Source organism: Methanolobus tindarius DSM 2278 (genome assembly GCF_000504205.1).
Lineage (GTDB): Archaea > Halobacteriota > Methanosarcinia > Methanosarcinales > Methanosarcinaceae > Methanolobus > Methanolobus tindarius.
On record NZ_AZAJ01000001.1, the window covers coordinates 1898485 to 1917275 of the forward strand.

Consider the following 18791-nt stretch of genomic DNA (forward strand, 5'->3'; position numbering starts at 1 on the left):
GTATGAACTCTTCAATATTTTCTATTTATATTTCGAGAATATATTAGAATAAGAAACAATGTTAAGCAACAATTTTTCTAAATAATCAAATTCGGTACATGGTAGGCTATTTTGTAAATACTTTTTATTTTTCTCCGGTAAGGCTCTTATCTCCGGGCGAGCATTAATATGTACGAAACACTATTTCAGGGTAAAATTCATAGTAATCTTATAATCGGAGTTCTCATTCATGGTAAAAGTAGACAAATTCATTCCTAAAGCAATAGATAAAATCCAGAAGCAGATAGATGGAAAAGCCATCATAGCACTCTCTGGTGGTGTGGACAGTTCAGTCTGCGCAATACTTGCACATCGTGCCATCGGTGACAAACTTACACCAATTTACATTGACACAGGTCTCATGCGTAAAGGTGAGACTGAGAGAATAAAGGAAATATTCTCCGACATGAACCTTGAGGTCGTAGACGCAAAAGACCGTTTCCTTTCAGCACTTGCAGGTCTCGATGATCCTGAAGAGAAGCGCAAGGCAGTTGGTGAGGCATTTATTCGTGTTTTTGAGGAAGAAGCAAAATTAATCAAGGCTGAATATCTCATTCAGGGAACCATCTACCCGGACAGAATTGAATCAGAAGGCGGAATCAAGTCCCACCATAATGTAGGCGGCCTTCCATCAGTTATGGACTTCAAGGCAATTGTAGAGCCTATAGATGACCTTTACAAAGATGAGGTTCGTGAAGTTGCCCGTGCACTTGAGCTTCCACACGAGATATCTGAGAGAATGCCATTCCCGGGACCTGGACTTTCCGTAAGGATTGTTGGCGAGGTAACCGAAGAGCTTGTTGACGCTGTAAGGGAAGCCAATGCAATCGTTGAGGAAGAACTCGTTGAACAGTTCCATCCATGGCAGACCTTTGCCGCAATTGTCGGAAAGGGAACCGGTGTGAAAGGTGACGTCAGGGTCCATGGCTGGATTGTTGCTGTCAGGGCAGTCGGTTCAAGAGATGGAATGACTGCAGAGGCAATGGAACTCCCATGGAGTGTCCTCAGGAAGATTGAATCAAGGATCACCGCTGAGATTCCTTCAGTTGCAAGAGTACTTTATGACCTTACTCCAAAGCCACCTGCAACAATCGAGTTCGAGTAATCATCTAATTTACCAGAGCAAGATAAATGTCACTCAACAAAGCAGTTCTTGATATTCGAAATCGCCAGAGGATAAAACCCTCTCCTTTAGATGTTCCTGCAGCCTCATGGACTGGGAAGGATGTCATTGAATCCGGTGAGATAGATACTATTACTATTATCTTTAAGACCTCCGGATGCTGGTGGGGCAAGGCAGGCGGCTGTACCATGTGCGGTTATGTCTATGACAGCGCACAGGACGTACCTTCAGATGATGACCTGATGGCACAGCTCGAAAAGGCAATGAGGAAAGTTTCAGACTATGACCGTTTCATGGTCAAGATATTTACCTCCGGTAGTTTCCTTGACACAAAGGAGATTCCCATTGAGGTAAGGCACAGGATACTTGAAAAGCTGGACGGCGATGAAAGGATTGTCAAAGTTCTGGCAGAGACTCGTCCTGAGTTTGTGACCGAAGAAAATGTGAAGGATTGTGTTTCAGTTCTTAAGAACACGGACTTTGAAGTTGCAATGGGTCTTGAGACAAGTTCTGATGTCATACGCAAGCAATCTATCAATAAAGGCTTTAGTTTCCAGAACTTTGCAGATGCAGCGATTGCAGCCAGGGAAAACGGTGCAACCGTAAAGTCGTATCTTATGCTTAAACCTCTGTTCCTTTCAGAAAAAGAGGCCCTTGAAGATATTGTTCAGACTGTCCGTGATTCGGCAGAGTACACTGATACATTTTCAATTAATCTCTGTAATGTCCAGCGAGGAACTTATGTTGAATATCTCTGGGACAGGAAACAATATCGTTCGCCATGGCTCTGGAGCATTGTAGACATTCTTCAGAGAACAAAGGCAGAGTTTCCTGATATGATAATTACATCCGACCCGGTTGGTGCAGGTTCAAAAAGAGGACCACATAATTGCAGGGAATGCAGTCACGATGTTGCCGATGCAATAAGGTTGTTCTCATTGACGCAGGATTTATCATGCTTTGAGCATTTGTCCTGTGATTGCAAAGATCTATGGGAGCAGGTTCTGGAACTGGAAGACCACACCTTCGGCAGTCCGATCCTCGATTGATTTGATTGGTTTTTTATTTGAAAATGAAATCTTAAGATGAGTTTTCACTCATCTTCTCTTTTAAATACCATTGTTCCGATTCCGGTGTCAGTGAATAACTCAAGTAATATTGAGTGTGAGACGCTTCCATCGATAATGTGAATCTTTTCGACACCGCTGGTAACTGATGTTGCGGCACTCCTCATTTTAGGTATCATTCCGCCGGATATTAGCCCACTGTCAACCAGTTCCTCTATATCCTCAATGGCAACTCTGGATATGCGTGAGCTTCTGTCATTAATGTCTTTGAGAAGACCGGGGACGTCTGTCATCAATATGAGTTTTTTAGCTTTCAGCGCAGCAGCAATATCTCCTGCAACGGTATCAGCATTTATGTTCAGGGCTTTTCCGTTGATGTCCATGGCAATTGGTGAGATTACCGGGATGTAGTCTTCTTTTATGAGTATATTAATAAGCTCGGTGTTGATTATCTCGGTATCACCCACCCAGCCGAGGTCTACTTCATGCTCCACATCCTCGATCATTACTTTTTGGGATGGCTTCTTTTTGGCTATGATGGTTTTTCCATCCTTGCCTGAGAGTCCGACTCCTTTTCCGCCGTGCTTGCCTATGAGCGCAACGATTTCCGTATTGATGTTTCCTACAAGAACCATGCGTGCTATCTCAAGAGTTTCATCGTCTGTTACCCGCAGGCCGCCTACAAATTGAGATTCCTTGCCCATCCGTTTCATCTTTTCTGAAATTTCAGGTCCTCCTCCATGCACGATTATGGGATGGATTCCTACGAATCTCAAAAGGACTACGTCCTGTATGATATCGCTCATTACTTCAGGATTGACCATTGCGTGACCACCGACCTTGATCACCATTATGGAGTCATAAAAATCTCTTATGTATGGCAATGCTTCGATCAGTACATTCTCTCGATTAAGTGTCATGATGTTTACCTATGATTATTTTCTGGATTCGGCTAGTCATCAAATAATAGCCGGAGCTCTCTGTTAATATGCTCAATTGATTTAAAAATAGTTACTGCTACAAAGAATCCAGTTGTTTATAGCTGTTTATTGAATAAAAACCAGAATCTGGAAAGTAAAACAAAAGACCCGTAGTTGGGTCTTTTATGAAAATCAGACTTTCTCGAGTTTCTCGATGCCGACCTTCTTTACGAATGGTTTGTTTATCTTGTCAGGCATCCAGTCTGGCTTGTTCTTTGGAGCGTCGACAATTTCTTTCCATCCCTTGAATACGTGTACTTTCTTTGTTCCACGCTCGCGGAGTCTAATCTCCTCTGGCTTTGACTTCTTACCTTTACCTCTGTTTGCCACCTTCAAAGCTGCCTGTCTTGGCTGCTTTCCAGTGAATACCCCGTGCTCATTTCCTTTCTTGTCTCTTAACACAAAATTTCTTGTTTCAGACATGATGTCACCTCGTAATCATTATGCGATTACATCTGCTAACCGTATTTAGTATATAAGGTATATATATTTTTCTTTTAATGTCGTCTTTTGTTCTCGTTTTGTAGTATTTACTACTATTTAGAGCAATTATTTCGGCAGAATATGGGTGTATTTTTATATAATTTTGCAAAAGTAGCTTCAGTTATCAGAGCGGTATGTGGCAACATGTCAAGTTAACTTGATTTGTAAACCGTTAGTGATTTATATTATTTATGCAATCGGTTGCCGCATTATAACTTATTATATTCTTATATTTCTATTTTCTTTTCTTTTACCATTCCAGGGCTGTAACACAACATTTACATGTAATGAATCCCTTTCACCATGATATAATTACTATCCGGTATCTGTATTTGCAGACCGGATCCTCATCCTTTACTTGATTTTAGAGGTATAATTATGGAAGTCCCGGTTGTCAAATTACCAGATATACAGGCTAACAAGCCCCAGATACCCATTAACCTGACACGCGTCGGTGTTACTAACGTAAAAAAACTCGTACAGATTAAAAGGAGGGACAAGCGTCCGGTAATCCTCATCTGTACCTTTGATATTTTTGTAGATTTGCCATCACACCTGAAAGGTGCAAACCTCTCACGTAACTTTGAGGCTGTCGATGAAGTTCTCGAGAAGGCAGTAAACATGCCTGTCTATGAAATCGAACAGCTTTGCAGTGATGTTGCCCAGAGCCTTTTGAAGCGTCATGAATACGCAACCCGCGCAGAAGTAATTCTTAAAAGTGAGTATGTTCTCAAAAGAGAATCCCCTTCAACAAAGATGGAATGCCAGGAAGTTGTTGATATCTTTGCTGAAGCTATCGCAATGCGTGAAGATGTAGAAAACATGAAAGTTAAGAAACTCATCGGTGCTGAAGTTGTAGGGATGACTGCATGTCCATGTGCCCAGGAAATCATGAGGGATAACGCAAGGCAGGAACTCGAGAATATCGGTGTTGATAACAAGCACATTGCAGAGTTCCTTCACAGGGTCCCAATGGCAACACACAACCAGCGTGGACGCGGTATAATCTCAATCGAAGTTATCGGAAACGTTTATGTTTCACTCGAGAGAATCATTGAAATTATCGAAAAGTCAATGAGTGCAAGTGTCTTTGAGCTTCTTAAAAGGGCTGATGAGGCAAATGTTGTTCAGACTGCTCACAATAATCCAAAGTTTGTTGAGGACTGTGTCAGAACAATGGCAAAGAATGTTGTCAAAGACTTCGAACATCTTCCTGATGAAGCAGTTATCACTATCAAGCAGATAAATGAAGAAAGTATCCACAGGCACAACGCCTTTGCCGAAAGGGTTGCAACCATTGGTGATCTTCGTCTTGAGATCGCTCAGGATGCTTAACTATTAAATCTGTAAGGCTCATATATCTTCAAAGTAACGATTTAAGGAGTTATATTGTGGACGATTCAGAAAAGATCGAGGCTTTAAGTATGGATGGCAGTCCCATTGAAGTTGGTTCTGTTGTTAGATACCTGAACACAGGTACTGTGGGAATAGTTACCGATCTTACTAAAGATGAAGAAGGTGTCTGGGTATTACTTGACAGTACCGGCTTGTTCTATAAGCCGGAGGTACTTGTCATTACAGATGAAAGTGAACTAAAAGGTGAAATGAAAGAGCGCACCTCTGCAGAGGCTGCAGAATCTTATATGCGTTCTTATAATGCCGAAAATGAGGCTGGTTATGATATCGGCCAGGTAACAGGCGGTGGCTAAACCGCCTTTATGTCTTTTTTAAAATTTAAAATTAAAATTGGTTTCTAATTTTGTATCTCAAATAAATCTTTCTTTTTCAAGCAGTGTAAGTGAACGAATCCATTCGCCCTTTGGTTCCCTGGAAGTGCCAACTACAAGTCTTTTGATGTCTCCTACCTGTTCCACAACACCTTGAGCTTCAATGGTCTCTCCTTCAAGAGCTTGTCCTGCATAAGTGTGAGTATACGAAAGCACATGGTCAATTTCATCGTGGTCCACTTTGTAAACAGAAGGGGCATCAAATGCAAGATCGGCATTTGTAACTTTTGCTTCTATCTTCATTGTGCCAATGTCCTCGCCTCTCTGAGTAGGGTGCTTAATCTGTTCCCAGTCCCTGACAAAAAGAAGATCAAAATAAGTACCTTCTACCATTCCACGATTTCCTTTTCTCTTCTCGTGGACCATAAATTCTTCAAAAGATATCTCCGGGATGCGCTTATTGTATATACGTTTCCACATGTTCAAATCTATATCCTCTATAGGCCCATCTTCTGATTTTGCTTTTGCGATAGCATCCCTTGCAACGAACCACTGTTCACCGTAAACAACAAAATCAATGTCTGAACCTTCGTTCTGAAGTCCCGGCAGGAGTGATCCTGTTATTCCCATCATATCCCTGCTGATTCCGGCTTTTTCAAGGGTGTCCACAACAACTGTCACTCTGCTGTCAACACCGTACCACTTTTCGATGGCACTTGATGGGGGAAGTACTTTTTTGATTTTATCTTCAGGGACTACATGTACATCTTCTACCCATTCAGGGCGGTTCTGGCGCATAAAATCAAAAGCAACATCAAAATCATATTTCTTGTAGTGTTTCCCGTCAAGTTCGCGCTCTCCGTTTTCATCCGGCACGTACCTTAATGTGGACCTGACTCCATGTGGGTGGAAATAATCGGAAACTGCAAAGATCCAGTCATCTTCTGTTACAAGGAAATCCCTGAGTCTTGTTTTTGTCATATTTAGCCTTCCTGTTAGTATTCAACTCTGTACAGGTAACTGCCTTTTCACATAAAAATAGTACGACTTTTATTCTCCACGTTCTGCTCAGATAAAATCTAATATATACTTCAGCAACATGTCTATCTATGGTTTTATGTTGATAGTCTCTGAAGTGGTTTCTACAATGGTTTCTATATTTGTAATTTTTAAAAATATGTCTGCATGAATGGTGATAAAATTTGCAATCATTTGAAAAATGGGTACGTGAGATCCGAAGAGAGTTCCACCAAAATCCGGAGCTCAGTTTTCATGAGTACGGTACGCAGTCAAGGATAATGTCCGTACTGAGGGAACTCGGGATAGATTGCAGAAAGATCGCTGATACGGGTGTAATTGCAGAAGTTAGAGGCGCTTCTTCCGGTCCATGCATTGCCATACGTTCTGATATTGATGCCCTTGCGGCACACGAGGTGCCTTCTCCAGAAAACCATGAATATATTTCCCAGAATCCTGGTGTCATGCATGCTTGCGGTCATGACGGGCACATGGCTATTGTTCTGGGTGTTGCCCGCATGGTGAAAGAGAATCGAAAGAAAATATGCGGTACTGTCAGATTCATTTTTCAGCCAGCAGAAGAAGTCCCTCCAGGGGGCGCTATCAGGGTAATAGAGGAAGGCGGCCTGGAAGGTGTGGATGCTATAATCGGATTGCATATTTTTGGTGATGTGGATGTAGGTCAGATAAACGTGCGCTCCGGGCCTTTAATGGCAAGTTCCAACCGGTTCACTTTAAAGATATTCGGAAAAGGCGGTCACCATGCAACACCCGATATGTGCATCGACCCGATTCAGATTGCTGCTGAGTTTATTTCTGCTTTAAAGCCTGCTGTTTCCCGGAAAGTGGATATTTCCGATCATGTACTCGGATTTGGTACTGTGAACAGTGGTAAGCAATTCAACAGAACCCCTGATGAACTTGAACTTGTTGGTAGTTTCAGGACGTTTGATGATAATGACATTGATATTATAGAACAGATAATGTACGATTTGCTTGATTCGCTAATGCATTCGTATACAATGGCGGATCTGGAAGGAGTTCCTTCATATGACCTGAATGTTTATCGTGGTTATCCTGTACTTTTTAATGATCCGCTTTTCACAGAAAGAGCCTCTTTACTTCTTAAAAGTAAATTTGAACAAGTAAACACCCATGCAAAACCAATATTCGGTGCAGAAGATTTTGCTTACTACCTGCAGGAAGTTCCAGGTATGTATGCAATAATAGGCACAAGAAATATTGAAAAAGGAATCGTGGAAGGGAATCATTCTTCAAGTTTTGATATTGATGAAGACGTGTTGCTACATGGTGTGGAATTGTTGTATTCTGTGGCAATGGATTTCCTTAAAAACTCCGGGGAATATCTTGAATGATTGTTTTGCCGTTCTCAAATGAATATTCTTCAATGGTAAAGTCATTTGTAATAGCTGTACTTGCCGGAGAAGGTTTTGATTATGATCCGGTTAAGGATTTTGATCTCGATGATATTCAGGGAATATATCTTGAAAAAGGCGGTGCTTTTTTTATGTGTCTTTCAGATGATGAAATTGTAGGGACATCTGCAGTAAAGAATATTGGCTCAGATGTATGTGAGATTAAAAGACTTTATGTAAAAAAAGAGTGCAGGGGTGAAGGTCTCGGTTTTACTCTTTTTCAGAAAGCCCTGAATTATGCTGAGATTAATTATACTAAGGTTAAGCTGAAAACAGATTCTTCTCTGAAAAAAGCCATATCTATCTACCTTAAAAATGGTTTTTCAGTAGTAAAAGAAGAGAGTGGGACGGTTTATTTTGAAAAGTCCCTGCAATCAGATAAAAGTGAATGATGTTTCATACTTCTTTCATCATTGCTACTTCATCGCAGTTCGGGAATTTGGGACACTTGATGCATCCGGTCCATACTTTATGTGGAAGCATCTGCTTGTCTATTATCTCAAATCCCTGTTTTTCAAAGAAAGGAACTGCATAAGTTAGTGTGAACACTTTGTTTATTCCAAGTTCATCTGATTCTTCCAGACAGGCTTTGACAAGTTTTGTTCCGATGCCTTTGTCTCTGTATTCCTTCTTAACTGCAAATGATAAAACTTCTGCCATGTCCTCCCAGCTAACCTGAAGGGCACAGCACCCGATTATTTCCCCGTCAATCTCGCAGACGTGAAAACTGCGAGTAAATTCATACAGCTCGCTCAATGAACGGGGGAGCATCATCTCCTGTTTTGCGTAGATGTCTATGATGCTTTTAATTGCAGGAATATCATTAACTTTAGCCTTTCTTATTATCAACTATCAATCTCCGGTAATTGTTAAAAAGAGAAATAGCGAGCGTGAAGGGATTTGAACCCCCGGCTTGCAGCTTAGGAGGCTGCCGCCATATCCTGACTAGGCCACACGCTCATGTTGTGCTACTCACGTAATAACATTCAATATCTTAAAGTTATTGGTGAAAAACCTTTCTCGCAGGGAAACCAATTGATTTTTATTGTATATTTTCTAAAATCAGGAATCAAGAATTGTTATAGGATTCTATGATTCTATCCGGGAGTCCAGAAGTTCCATGAGTTTCCTGTTCTTTTCAATGCCCGTGTCAATTCCAAGCAGTTCGGGGGGCAATCCAAGTGCAATTCCAAGAAGTTGTGTGTAGTGGAGTACTGGTATTTCAAATTCAGTTCCTGTTAGCTCCTTGATTTCATCCTGGCCGCTGTCAAGCTGCATGTGGCAGAAAGGGCATGAGTTTACTATACAGTCCACACCTGCTTCCTGTATTTTTGCAAGTTTTGCCTCTGTCATTTTCAGAGATCTTTCTTTCATAGCAGAACGAACACCTCCGCCAGCTCCACAGCATGCCATCTTGTCCGGGTATTCCACACTTGTTGCACCAAGTGCAGTTATAAGTTCATCAAAGAATGCAGGCCTTTCAGAACCTCCAAGCCCTCTTTCTTTTGTAGGCTTAATCAAGTGACAACCATAATGGACTGCAATTCTGATGTCCAGCGGCCTTTGCACAAATGAACTGATCTTTTCTGTCCCAAACTCCTGATAAAGATACTCTATTATATGTCTGACATCAATATTGCCTTTAACTTCCCTGCCTATCTTTTGCAGATGAGAATTCACCTCATCTTTTGCCAGTTCATCTTTCTGGATAATGTGGTTTGCATCAGCAAGTGTGCTAAAACACCCGTTGCATATTGTGAGGATATCTCTTTCCATTTCTTCTGAAAGGACTATATTGCGACTTGCAAGTGTGAGCCAGGAACTTTTATCGAAAGAACGGAACACTCCCGGGGCAGGACAACAGGATGCACCTGGAAGATCGCTGCAGTCAATGTCTAATGTGGCAAGACATAATTTGGTGGCAAGTTCAATGCCGGGATACCTGTTGGGCACAAGGCATCCGAGGAAAAGTGACAATCCTTTCATGCTGTTTTCTCCGTATTCTCATTATAGTCTGTATTCTTTTCAGTGAATATCTCAAAACCACATGACGTAAGAAGTTTTTTTACTTCGTTAAGTGAATCTGTGTATTTATGTACGGTTTCCGGCAGTTCTTCCAGACCTATCTCTGTTCTTTTAATTTTGTTTTGATCATTAATGGGGACTGCATGCCCGTATTTGATAAGCATCTGGCAGACTTCTCTGTGTTCGGGAAAAATAATTCCATGCTGGGCTGAAATTGATCTTATGTTCAGTAATGTATCTACGATATCAATTCCACGTGGACATCTTTCCTGGCAGTTGTAGCAGGTCGTGCACATCCATACTTCTTCATTTTTTATTATGTCCGGATTTCTGCCTGCAATTTTCACAAGTTTGCGGATATTAAGACTGGTATGCCTTCCGGACGGGCAACTACTGCTGCAAACTCCACATTGCATGCAACGGAGAGCGTTAGTAGATGCTTCTCTCAATTGTTTTTTTATATTTGAGTACTCCTCTGGTATTTCGTCCATGTTTGCTCCTGCCTGTTAAAATTATTATTTTTGCAATGCTGATAAAGTTTCCGAAGCTTGGCAATAGTTGCGGCAACCTGTGGCATAAATGTCCTTATTTCTATCTTTTAACTTTTATCAGTCGTATTTTAAGGGATCAACATATTATCTTTCAATGCGATTCATTATTTTCCGGAAATTTGTTCACGCATATTTTTATATCAATTAATGGATAAGATTTTAATAATATTCGCTTTTTTTATTTTTTGGAGAGTGGTGTGTTTAGTTCATACCAAATAGTAATTTATATATATGACCTGATAGGTAATGGGTTACTCACACCCCTTAGTGAATAGAGGAGTAGTCAAAATGGTAATAGCAAATCCAGCAACAAAGGAAGAAGTTTTACAGACTGTAAAAGAGTGCGATGTTAAATTCATTAGAATCCAGTTTACCGACACAATGGGTATGATCAAAAGCTGGGCAATCCCTGCAGAAGATCTCGAAGGTGCATTTGAGAACGGTGTAATGTTCGATGGTTCATCAATCGAAGGTTTCACAAGGATCGAAGAATCCGATATGATTCTCATGCCAGACCCAACAACCTTCAGGATTCTCCCATGGAGACCACAGGAAGGCGCAGTCGCTCGTATCATTGGTGATGTATACAGGCCAAACGGTAAGCCATTCGAAGGTGATCCTAGGTATGTCCTCAAACAGGCAATTGAAAAGGCAGCCGAAAAAGGATACACAATGAATATCGGTCCAGAACTTGAGTTCTTCCTCTTCGAGCTCGATGAGAAAGGTCACCCAACCACAAACCTCACAGACCAGGGAGGATATTTCGACTTTGCACCTCTTGACAAAGCACAGGATGTCAGGAGAGCAATCGACTTCGCTCTTGAGGAAATGGGATTCAAGATTGAAGCATCCCACCACGAGGTAGCTCCATCACAGCACGAGATCAATTTCAGATTCGGTGATGTACTTACCACATGTGACAACATTGTAACATTCAAGTATGTTGTAAAATCCATTGCAGCACACATGGGCTACTACGCAACATTCATGCCCAAACCACTCTTTGGTGTAAACGGTTCAGGTATGCACTCCAACCAGTCCCTCATGAAGGACGGAGAGAACGCATTCTATGACCCAAGCACATCTGACCAGCTCTCAATAACTGCAAAGCAGTACATTGCAGGTCTTCTTACTCACATCCGTGAATTTGCAGCTATCACAAACTCAACTGTCAATTCATACAAGAGGCTTGTACCAGGATATGAGGCACCTATTTACTGTACATGGTCTGCATCAAACCGCAGTTCCCTTATCAGAATACCTGCATCTAGGGGTAAGGGTACAAGGGTAGAGCTCAGATGCCCAGACCCAGCATGTAATCCATACCTTGCATTCGCTGCAATGCTCAGTGCAGGTCTTGACGGTATTGAGAAGGGAATGGAAGCACCAGCATCAACTGATGTTAACATCTTCAAGCTCACCGAGGAAGACAGAGAAGCAAGAGGAATTGAGTCCCTCCCAGGCAACCTTAAGGAAGCTATCGACCTCATGGCAGCTAGCGAATTCGTAAAGGGTGTAATTGGAGAACACGTCTTTGAGAACTACATTGAGTCAAAGAAAGCTCAGTGGGATGACTACAAGGCTCAGGTCCACCAGTGGGAACTTGACACATACCTAAGCATACTGTAAGGGGAATCTTTTCCCTTACTTTCACTTTATTTAAACGATATTTCCATATACTTCGGTCAGCTGCTTTTCAGGCTGATAAAACGTGAATATAAGTTGTTCACGAAAAACCGGGCTTTTCCTGAACGAATTTTTGCATGGTTAAGTTCATATCAGGTAAATACTATCTCATAGCCCCAAGACTAAATACTCATAGTGATCAACATGTGCGGAATTATAGGCGTAATCGATCGGACCATGTCCAGAATGGACGGCTCACATATTAAGAGAGCTCTAAGTCTGATGGATGAAAGAGGAAGTGGAGAAGGCGCAGGATATGTAGCATATGGCATTTATCCTGATTATGCTGACTGCTATGCCATCCACGTATTTTTTGATAATCTGTTAGAACCAAAGACCAAGGTTGACGCAATACTTAAACAGTGGGGAAGGATAGTTCATCAGGAAGAGATCCCAACCTATGAACAGCCAGGTCTCAAGAAAGAACACATACCATGGAGATATTTCTTCAAACCTTATGCTGACCTTATGGTTGGAACCACAAATCCTGATGATGATAATGTCACAAATCTTGTGATGAAGATCAATTCAGAGATTGAAGGTGCTCTTGTTTTCTCATCTGGTAAGAACCTTGGAGTCTTTAAAGCTTCAGGATGGCCTGAGGATGTAGCAAACTTTTACAGAATTGAGGATTATGAAGGTTACATATGGCTCGCTCACAACCGCTATCCAACAAATACATCCGGTTGGTGGGGAGGGGCTCACCCGTTCAATCTGCTTGACTGGTCAGTTGTTCACAATGGTGAAATTACATCATATGGTACAAATCGTAGATACGTTGAAGGTCATGGTTACCAGTGTACAATGTTAACTGACACAGAAGTAGTAGCTTATCTTTTTGACCTTCTTGGCAGAAAACACGGTCTTCCATCAGAAATGGTAGTTGAGGCACTTGCTCCTCCATTCTGGGATGAGATAGACGAGATGCCAGAAAAGAAGGAAGAATTCATGAAGGCACTTCGCCTTACATACGGCCCTGCTCTGATGAATGGTCCTTTTGCAATTGTTGTTGCAACAAAGGACGGAATTGTAGGCTTCACAGACAGGATTAAGCTGCGCCCTCTTATTGTAGGAGAGAACGGCTCAAAACTTTACATCTCAAGTGAAGAGGCAGCAATTCGTACAATGGACCCCGATGTAGATACAATATACATGCCAAGGGCAGGAGAACCTGTTATCGGGAGGGTTGTAGAATGAGTCTCGGTAGTGTACCACTCAAGTACAAGATCAACATCGATCGCGATCAGTGTATGAAATGTATGCGCTGTGTCGATAACTGTTCCTATGGTGTTTACAGAGTAGAGGATGACAAGATCCTCATAGACTCACGCAAATGTACTGCATGCCACCGCTGTATTTCCATGTGTCCAAGGGACGCAATTATGCTCAAGGAGAGGCCAGTTGACTACCGCAGTCATCCGCTCTGGACAGTTGAAGCACGTGAAGATGTTATTAACCAGGCACGTACAGGAAAGATTATCCTTGCGGGAATGGGTAATGCAGTTGATTATCCTATTATATTTGACAGGCTGTTACTTGACGCATGTCAGGTAACAAACCCAAGTATCGATCCTCTGAGAGAACCAATGGAACTGAGGACATACATTGGAAAGAAGCCTGCAAAACTCGAATTTACAAAGAACAATGGAGACATTGATCTTAAGACCAAACTGACTCCGAATCTTAAACTCGACACCCCTATTATGGTCGGTCACATGAGCTATGGTGCTATCAGTCTTCCAGCCCAGCTCAGTATTGCAAAGGCAGTAAAGAAGACTGGAACCTTCATGGGAACAGGTGAAGGAGGAATGCACGAGGCGATCTATCCATATCAGGATCATTCAATAGTTCAGATCGCATCAGGACGTTTTGGTGTGGATATTGACTATCTGGAGCGCGGCGCAGCAATTGAGATCAAGGTGGGTCAGGGTGCAAAACCAGGTATTGGCGGTCACCTTCCAGGAGAAAAGGTCTGTGCAGATGTATCATGCACACGTATGATTCCACTGGGTTCTGACGCAATCAGTCCTGCTCCTCATCATGATATTTACAGTATAGAAGACCTTGCCCAACTTGTGCGCAGTCTTAAGGAAGCCACAAACTGGGAAAAGCCTGTCTTCGTAAAGATAGCTGCAGTACACAATGTAGCCGCAATTGCAGCAGGTATCGCAAGATCATCTGCAGATGCTGTTGTAATTGATGGTTTTAAGGGTGGTACAGGTGCAGCACCAAAGGTATTCAGGGACAACGTAGGTATCCCGATTGAAGCAGCAGTTGCTGCAGTAGACCAGAAGCTCAACGACCAGGGTATCAGGAACGAGGTTTCCATCATAGCCAGTGGTGGTATACGCAACAGTGGTGACCTTGCAAAGTCCATAGCACTTGGTGCTGATGCAGTCTATATCGGAACTGCTTCACTTATAGCACTGGGATGTCGTGTTTGTGGTAACTGCTACCGTGGACTCTGTCCATGGGGTATTGCAACCCAGAAGCCGGAACTTGTCAGCCGTATTGATTCTGATGTTGGTGCAGAGAATATTGCAAACCTTATCCACGCATGGACACTTGAACTGAGTGAACTCATGGGTGCAGCAGGTCTTAACAGCATTGAGAGTCTGCGCGGCAACCGTGAACGTCTGAGAGGATACATGCTTGATCAGGGATTACTTGATGTACTCCAGATAGAATCCATGGGGGCCTGAAGATGGCGGAACCTTTGGTTATAGATGTAAAGGGTATGCACTACTCTCCATTGAATAAACAGATCCGTGCAGCAGTAGCTTCCGGAGTAAAGGAGATAGTGCTCAATAATGTTCTTGGACAGCGTTTCATAGGAAACGGCGTAAGAGGCGACGCAAAAATTACCATTAATGGTGTTCCTGGTGGGGACCTCGGAATGTTCATGAGTGGTCCTGAATGCGAAGTATTCGGAAATGCAGAACATGCTCCCGGTAACACAATGGATAGAGGCTCATTGATAATCCACGGAAGTGCCGGGGATGCTGTTGCACACAGCATGCGTGGCGGAAAGGTATTCGTGGAAGGAAACATCGGCTACCGTGGAGGAATTCACATGAAGGAGTATGAGGGTAAACGTCCGATTCTCGTAATAGGCGGTACATCACATGCATTCCTTGGTGAATACATGGCTGGCGGGCTGATCCTTGTTCTTGGTATAGATAATGAACCGGCAGTACAGGACCGCGGTATCGGCAGTGGTATACACGGCGGAGAGATCGTCATAAGGGGCGATGTGGATGATAATCTGCTTGGTGTCGGAGCCAAGAAAGTCGAGTTTACCGATGATGACCTGGTAAGGCTGTCTCCTGTGATAGAAGAGTTCTGTGGTAGGTTCGATATAGACCCTACTCCTTTCTTAGACACGAACTATTCAAGAATTATCCCTGCAAGCGCCAGGCCATTTGCAGGTAAATACACATGGGAGTGATCACAATGGCAGGTAAAAATTATCTTGATCTTAAGGCAGAAATCTGGGAAACAGATAAATGTGCAGCATGTGGTGCATGTGTAGCTGTATGCCCGGCAGATGCAATTTACTTTAAATTAGGAGAAGACTCCACACATCCACTTAACAGTGGTTACTGCAAGGATGTCAATGACGGAGTTCCATGCGGTGCATGCTATGAAGTATGCCCAAGGAATAAAAAAGCGCCATCTGAGGTTCTTGGAGAATACCTTGAAATCAAGACCGCAAAGGCTGAGATGAATGTTCCAAGAAAACAGAGTGGTGGTGCTGTAACAGCAATACTTACCAATGCTCTTGAAGAAGGCATGATCGATGCGGTCGTCACTGTTGCTGAAGACCAGTGGACCCTTAAACCTTCATCTGCTGTGATTACTTCCACAGATGTACTGGTTCACCAGGCAGGAAGCCGTTACAACTGGTGGGTTCCACTTGTAGCCTCCCTTAAGGAAGCTGTTATGACACGCAAGTTCACAAACATAGCAGTTGTCGGTGTTCCTTGTGTTACACAGGCTATGAGGCAGATGAGACAGAGCGACCTTGACCTGTTGCGTCCATTCAGGAAAAATATCCGTTTTGTAATGGGACTTTTCTGTACAGAGACTTTTGACTATGAGAAACTCGTGCAGGACAAGCTCATCACAGAACGCCAGATAAATCCTCTGGATATCATACACTTTGATGTCAAGGGTAAACTTGAGATTACCTTAAAAGACGGAAGTATGACAGTGATCTCCCTGAAAGATGTAGATGATTGTGTACGTCCCGGATGTCATATCTGTACTGATTTCACAGCTCTTGATGCTGATGTATCTGCAGGTTCAGTTGGCAGTTCCAAGGGTTATACAACCCTTATAATACGCAACCCCGTTGGTAAGCAATTTGTAGAAAGTGCAGTAAACAACGGAAAACTGTCACTTAACGATGATGTAAATCTGGAATTGGTTGAAAAGCTCTCCAAAAAGAAGCTTGAACGAATGCCAGAGGAGTAAATAAAAACGAAAAATGATGTTTATGGACACGGTGCCTATCCACTTCCTCTATTCTTCCTAACCATGCAATAGGCACTCGTGTCCTGTCTTTTTTCAATCAAAGCGGTCTGACTTCCAGATATTAATCTGTCAGGTTTTCCGCGATGATAAGGATTTCAGGAAGAGCCCTCTTATCGAGACTCTGATGATATATTATTGTTTTGCATCATAACTGCATCTTAAATTTTTTTCTTATAGTAAATAGTATCAACTCCCTTTCCTCTATGATTCAACACAACAGAATAGGCGCTGTATCCCAGTTTTTCATAGAAATTCATTGCAGCAGGATTGCTTGACCATGTGCAAAGATAGATTCTGTTAAATCCTTGTTTTCCTAGTAACAATTCAAGTTCTCTGTTTAGTGCTTTACCGACTCCATTTATTCTATATTCCTGATGAACCGCAAGGAAATTCACATAGGCACTGCTTTCATCTTTCCAGTTCTTTGTACATCCTATCATTCCTATAATTCCACCAGGTAGATCGGAAAGATCTTTCTCATTTAATCTGGCAATCAGGTAGTTCGCTTCAGGAGTGTCCAGGCATCTCCGGACTCTTTCGGGAATACCTCCTCCCCTTTGGCTCAGGGGAGGATAAAAATCATGGTCGACAAGTTCAATGAATCTTTGAACATGCAAATTGTCTGATTTTTTTGCTTCCCGAATGGAATAAATATGCTTCATACGTTTTTCATATTGTATTCAGGTAACGCTGAATCTCCCAGTCATGCACTTGGGTTCTGTACGCATCCCATTCTGCCCTTGCAATACGCAGAATGTTATCATGGACATGCGCACCAAGAGTCTCTTTCAGGAGTTCGTTTTTTTCCAGGTAGTCTGCACTTTCATTGATAGTTGAGGGAAGAGTCTCAATTCCTCTTTCAACACGCTCTTGCTTTGTCAGGTCAAAAACATTGTAATCCATCATTTTTCCAGGATCAATCTTGTTCTTGATACCGTCAAGTCCTGCCGCAAGAATTGCTGCAAAAGTCAGGTATGGATTGCATGAAGGGTCCGGACTTCTCAGTTCGACACGGGTACTTTTTCCCCTTGCGGAAGGGATACGTATCAGGGAGCTTCGATTTGCACCTGACCATGTAATATATACAGGAGCCTCGTATCCGGGGATGAGTCTCTTGTATGAATTCACAAGTGGATTTGAGATGCAGGATATGGCTTTGATATGTTTCAAAACACCTGCAATAAACTGTTTTGTGGTATCACTTATTTCCATTTCACCGTCCGGATCATAAAATGCATTTTCTTCTCCCTTTGAAAGTGAGAGGTTTACATGCATTCCTGACCCGTTCTCCGATGCAATTGGTTTTGGCATGAATGTGGCATGAAGGCCGTGTAACTTTGCGATTGTCCTTGTAACATACTTGAAAGTCATCACATTGTCTGCTGTTGTCAGGGCATCACCATATTTAAAGTCAATTTCATGCTGCCCAAAAGCAACTTCATGGTGGGATGCTTCAATATCAAAATTAAGGTCAGTGAGTGTCAGAACAATTTCTCTTCTGATATCCTCTGCAAGATCAGTTGGTGCAAATTCAAAATACGTACCATAATCATGAGGGATTGTTGTTGCTTTTCCATCGACCTTTTCAAAAAGGAAAAATTCCAGTTCAGGGCCTACATTCAGGGAAAATCCCATCTTTTCAGCTTCTTTCATTACCTTTTTGAGAACATAGCGTGGGTCAGCTTTGAACTGGCTTCCATCTGGCATCTCTATATCGCATATTATCCTTGCCACTCCACCTTTATCTTTACTCCAGGGAAGTATTGCAAAAGTTTTAATGTCTGGTTTTAAGACCATGTCCGATTCATCGATCCTGACAAAACCTTCTATTGATGATCCGTCAAAGGATATTCCTGTGGTTAATGCTTTTTCTATCTGGGTAACAGGGATTTCAACATCCTTGACAACTCCCTGTATGTCCGTAAACTGCAAACGTATAAACTTCACGTTATTAGTTTCAATGGCTTTGATAACGTCTTCCTTATTGCAAATTATCATTTGATCGCCTGCTATTCTTCCTCTATATCTTGCACATGCAATGCAAAATTATTTTAGGCTATCTAAGTTCATGAAGTTATAGTTTGCTGTATGAATATTTGTTTTATATGGAATATTGTTTGT

General features: G+C 42.2%; 19 protein-coding genes and 1 tRNA gene. 11 read left to right on the plus strand and 9 right to left on the minus strand.

What is annotated here, in order from left to right; genetic code table 11:
- Positions 1–229 precede the first annotated feature (229 nt).
- Together guaA and METTI_RS09175 are read left to right on the plus strand one after the other, a co-directional pair.
- The gene (guaA, locus tag METTI_RS09170; protein ID WP_023845537.1) at positions 230–1144 is read left to right on the plus strand and encodes a glutamine-hydrolyzing GMP synthase; all 915 of its coding nucleotides are present in this window, start codon (positions 230–232) and stop codon (positions 1142–1144) included.
- A 26-nt stretch (positions 1145–1170) separates the two neighbouring features.
- Positions 1171–2211 (plus strand): archaeosine biosynthesis radical SAM protein RaSEA, encoded by a 1041-nt coding sequence (locus METTI_RS09175; protein ID WP_023845538.1) that lies wholly within the window; start codon positions 1171–1173, stop codon positions 2209–2211.
- Between the two features lie 44 nt (positions 2212–2255).
- Here the strand turns inward: METTI_RS09175 and argB are convergent, their stop codons facing one another.
- Together argB and METTI_RS09185 are read right to left on the minus strand one after the other, a co-directional pair.
- Positions 2256–3149, minus strand: a complete 894-nt coding sequence (gene argB / locus METTI_RS09180; RefSeq protein ID WP_023845539.1) for an acetylglutamate kinase — start codon at positions 3147–3149, stop codon at positions 2256–2258.
- 192 nt (positions 3150–3341) lie between these two features.
- The gene (locus METTI_RS09185; RefSeq protein ID WP_023845540.1) at positions 3342–3632 is read right to left on the minus strand and encodes a non-histone chromosomal MC1 family protein; all 291 of its coding nucleotides are present in this window, start codon (positions 3630–3632) and stop codon (positions 3342–3344) included.
- A 438-nt stretch (positions 3633–4070) separates the two neighbouring features.
- Here METTI_RS09185 and mptA point away from each other — a divergent pair, with 438 nt between their 5' ends.
- The gene (gene mptA, locus METTI_RS09190; protein ID WP_023845541.1) at positions 4071–5027 is read left to right on the plus strand and encodes a GTP cyclohydrolase MptA; all 957 of its coding nucleotides are present in this window, start codon (positions 4071–4073) and stop codon (positions 5025–5027) included.
- 56 nt (positions 5028–5083) lie between these two features.
- Entirely contained in the window at positions 5084–5401 is a 318-nt protein-coding gene (locus METTI_RS09195) for a DUF2098 domain-containing protein (protein WP_023845542.1), read from the plus strand.
- 57 nt (positions 5402–5458) lie between these two features.
- On the opposite strand, the gene METTI_RS09200 is transcribed toward METTI_RS09195, so the two are convergent.
- A complete protein-coding gene (locus tag METTI_RS09200; RefSeq protein WP_023845543.1) occupies positions 5459–6400 on the minus strand; it encodes a nucleotidyltransferase domain-containing protein in 942 nt (313 codons plus the stop codon).
- A gap of 221 nt (positions 6401–6621) precedes the next feature.
- Between METTI_RS09200 and METTI_RS09205 the strand changes: the two genes are divergently transcribed.
- Together METTI_RS09205 and METTI_RS09210 are read left to right on the plus strand one after the other, a co-directional pair.
- Positions 6622–7812 carry a M20 metallopeptidase family protein gene (locus METTI_RS09205; RefSeq protein WP_048135339.1) on the plus strand — a complete coding sequence of 397 codons (1191 nt, stop codon included), beginning with the start codon at positions 6622–6624 and terminating at the stop codon, positions 7810–7812.
- The gene (locus METTI_RS09210; RefSeq protein ID WP_023845544.1) at positions 7809–8264 is read left to right on the plus strand and encodes a GNAT family N-acetyltransferase; all 456 of its coding nucleotides are present in this window, start codon (positions 7809–7811) and stop codon (positions 8262–8264) included. The genes METTI_RS09205 and METTI_RS09210 overlap by 4 nt, the downstream gene beginning before the upstream one ends.
- A 4-nt stretch (positions 8265–8268) precedes the next feature.
- On the opposite strand, the gene METTI_RS09215 is transcribed toward METTI_RS09210, so the two are convergent.
- The 4 genes from METTI_RS09215 to hdrC all read right to left on the minus strand — a co-directional run bounded on the left by METTI_RS09215 (position 8269) and on the right by hdrC (position 10388).
- On the minus strand, positions 8269–8721 hold the full coding sequence (locus METTI_RS09215; RefSeq protein WP_023845545.1) for an N-acetyltransferase: 453 nt from the start codon (positions 8719–8721) through the stop codon (positions 8269–8271).
- A gap of 36 nt (positions 8722–8757) precedes the next feature.
- Positions 8758–8832: transfer RNA gene (locus METTI_RS09220), tRNA-Arg, on the minus strand.
- A gap of 129 nt (positions 8833–8961) precedes the next feature.
- Entirely contained in the window at positions 8962–9858 is an 897-nt protein-coding gene (gene hdrB, locus METTI_RS09225) for a CoB--CoM heterodisulfide reductase subunit B (RefSeq protein ID WP_023845546.1), read from the minus strand.
- A complete protein-coding gene (hdrC, locus tag METTI_RS09230; protein ID WP_023845547.1) occupies positions 9855–10388 on the minus strand; it encodes a CoB--CoM heterodisulfide reductase subunit C in 534 nt (177 codons plus the stop codon). The genes hdrB and hdrC overlap by 4 nt, the downstream gene beginning before the upstream one ends.
- A 348-nt stretch (positions 10389–10736) precedes the next feature.
- On the opposite strand from hdrC, the gene glnA (METTI_RS09235) reads away from it, so the two are divergent.
- From glnA (METTI_RS09235) to METTI_RS09255, 5 genes are all read left to right on the plus strand, one after another.
- On the plus strand, positions 10737–12077 hold the full coding sequence (gene glnA, locus METTI_RS09235; protein WP_023845548.1) for a type I glutamate--ammonia ligase: 1341 nt from the start codon (positions 10737–10739) through the stop codon (positions 12075–12077).
- A 201-nt stretch (positions 12078–12278) separates the two neighbouring features.
- Positions 12279–13331 carry a class II glutamine amidotransferase gene (locus METTI_RS09240; RefSeq protein WP_023845549.1) on the plus strand — a complete coding sequence of 351 codons (1053 nt, stop codon included), beginning with the start codon at positions 12279–12281 and terminating at the stop codon, positions 13329–13331.
- Entirely contained in the window at positions 13328–14836 is a 1509-nt protein-coding gene (locus METTI_RS09245; RefSeq protein WP_023845550.1) for a glutamate synthase-related protein, read from the plus strand. Before METTI_RS09240 ends, METTI_RS09245 begins: the two co-directional genes overlap by 4 nt.
- A 2-nt stretch (positions 14837–14838) precedes the next feature.
- Positions 14839–15582, plus strand: coding sequence for a GltB/FmdC/FwdC-like GXGXG domain-containing protein (locus tag METTI_RS09250; RefSeq protein WP_023845551.1), 744 nt, complete (start codon positions 14839–14841; stop codon positions 15580–15582).
- A gap of 5 nt (positions 15583–15587) precedes the next feature.
- Positions 15588–16610 (plus strand): Coenzyme F420 hydrogenase/dehydrogenase, beta subunit C-terminal domain, encoded by a 1023-nt coding sequence (locus METTI_RS09255; protein WP_023845552.1) that lies wholly within the window; start codon positions 15588–15590, stop codon positions 16608–16610.
- A 218-nt stretch (positions 16611–16828) separates the two neighbouring features.
- On the opposite strand, the gene METTI_RS09260 is transcribed toward METTI_RS09255, so the two are convergent.
- The gene (locus METTI_RS09260) at positions 16829–17332 is read right to left on the minus strand and encodes a GNAT family N-acetyltransferase (protein ID WP_023845553.1); all 504 of its coding nucleotides are present in this window, start codon (positions 17330–17332) and stop codon (positions 16829–16831) included.
- 7 nt (positions 17333–17339) lie between these two features.
- On the minus strand, positions 17340–18668 hold the full coding sequence (glnA, locus tag METTI_RS09265; RefSeq protein WP_023845554.1) for a type I glutamate--ammonia ligase: 1329 nt from the start codon (positions 18666–18668) through the stop codon (positions 17340–17342).
- Positions 18669–18791: the final 123 nt, after the last annotated feature.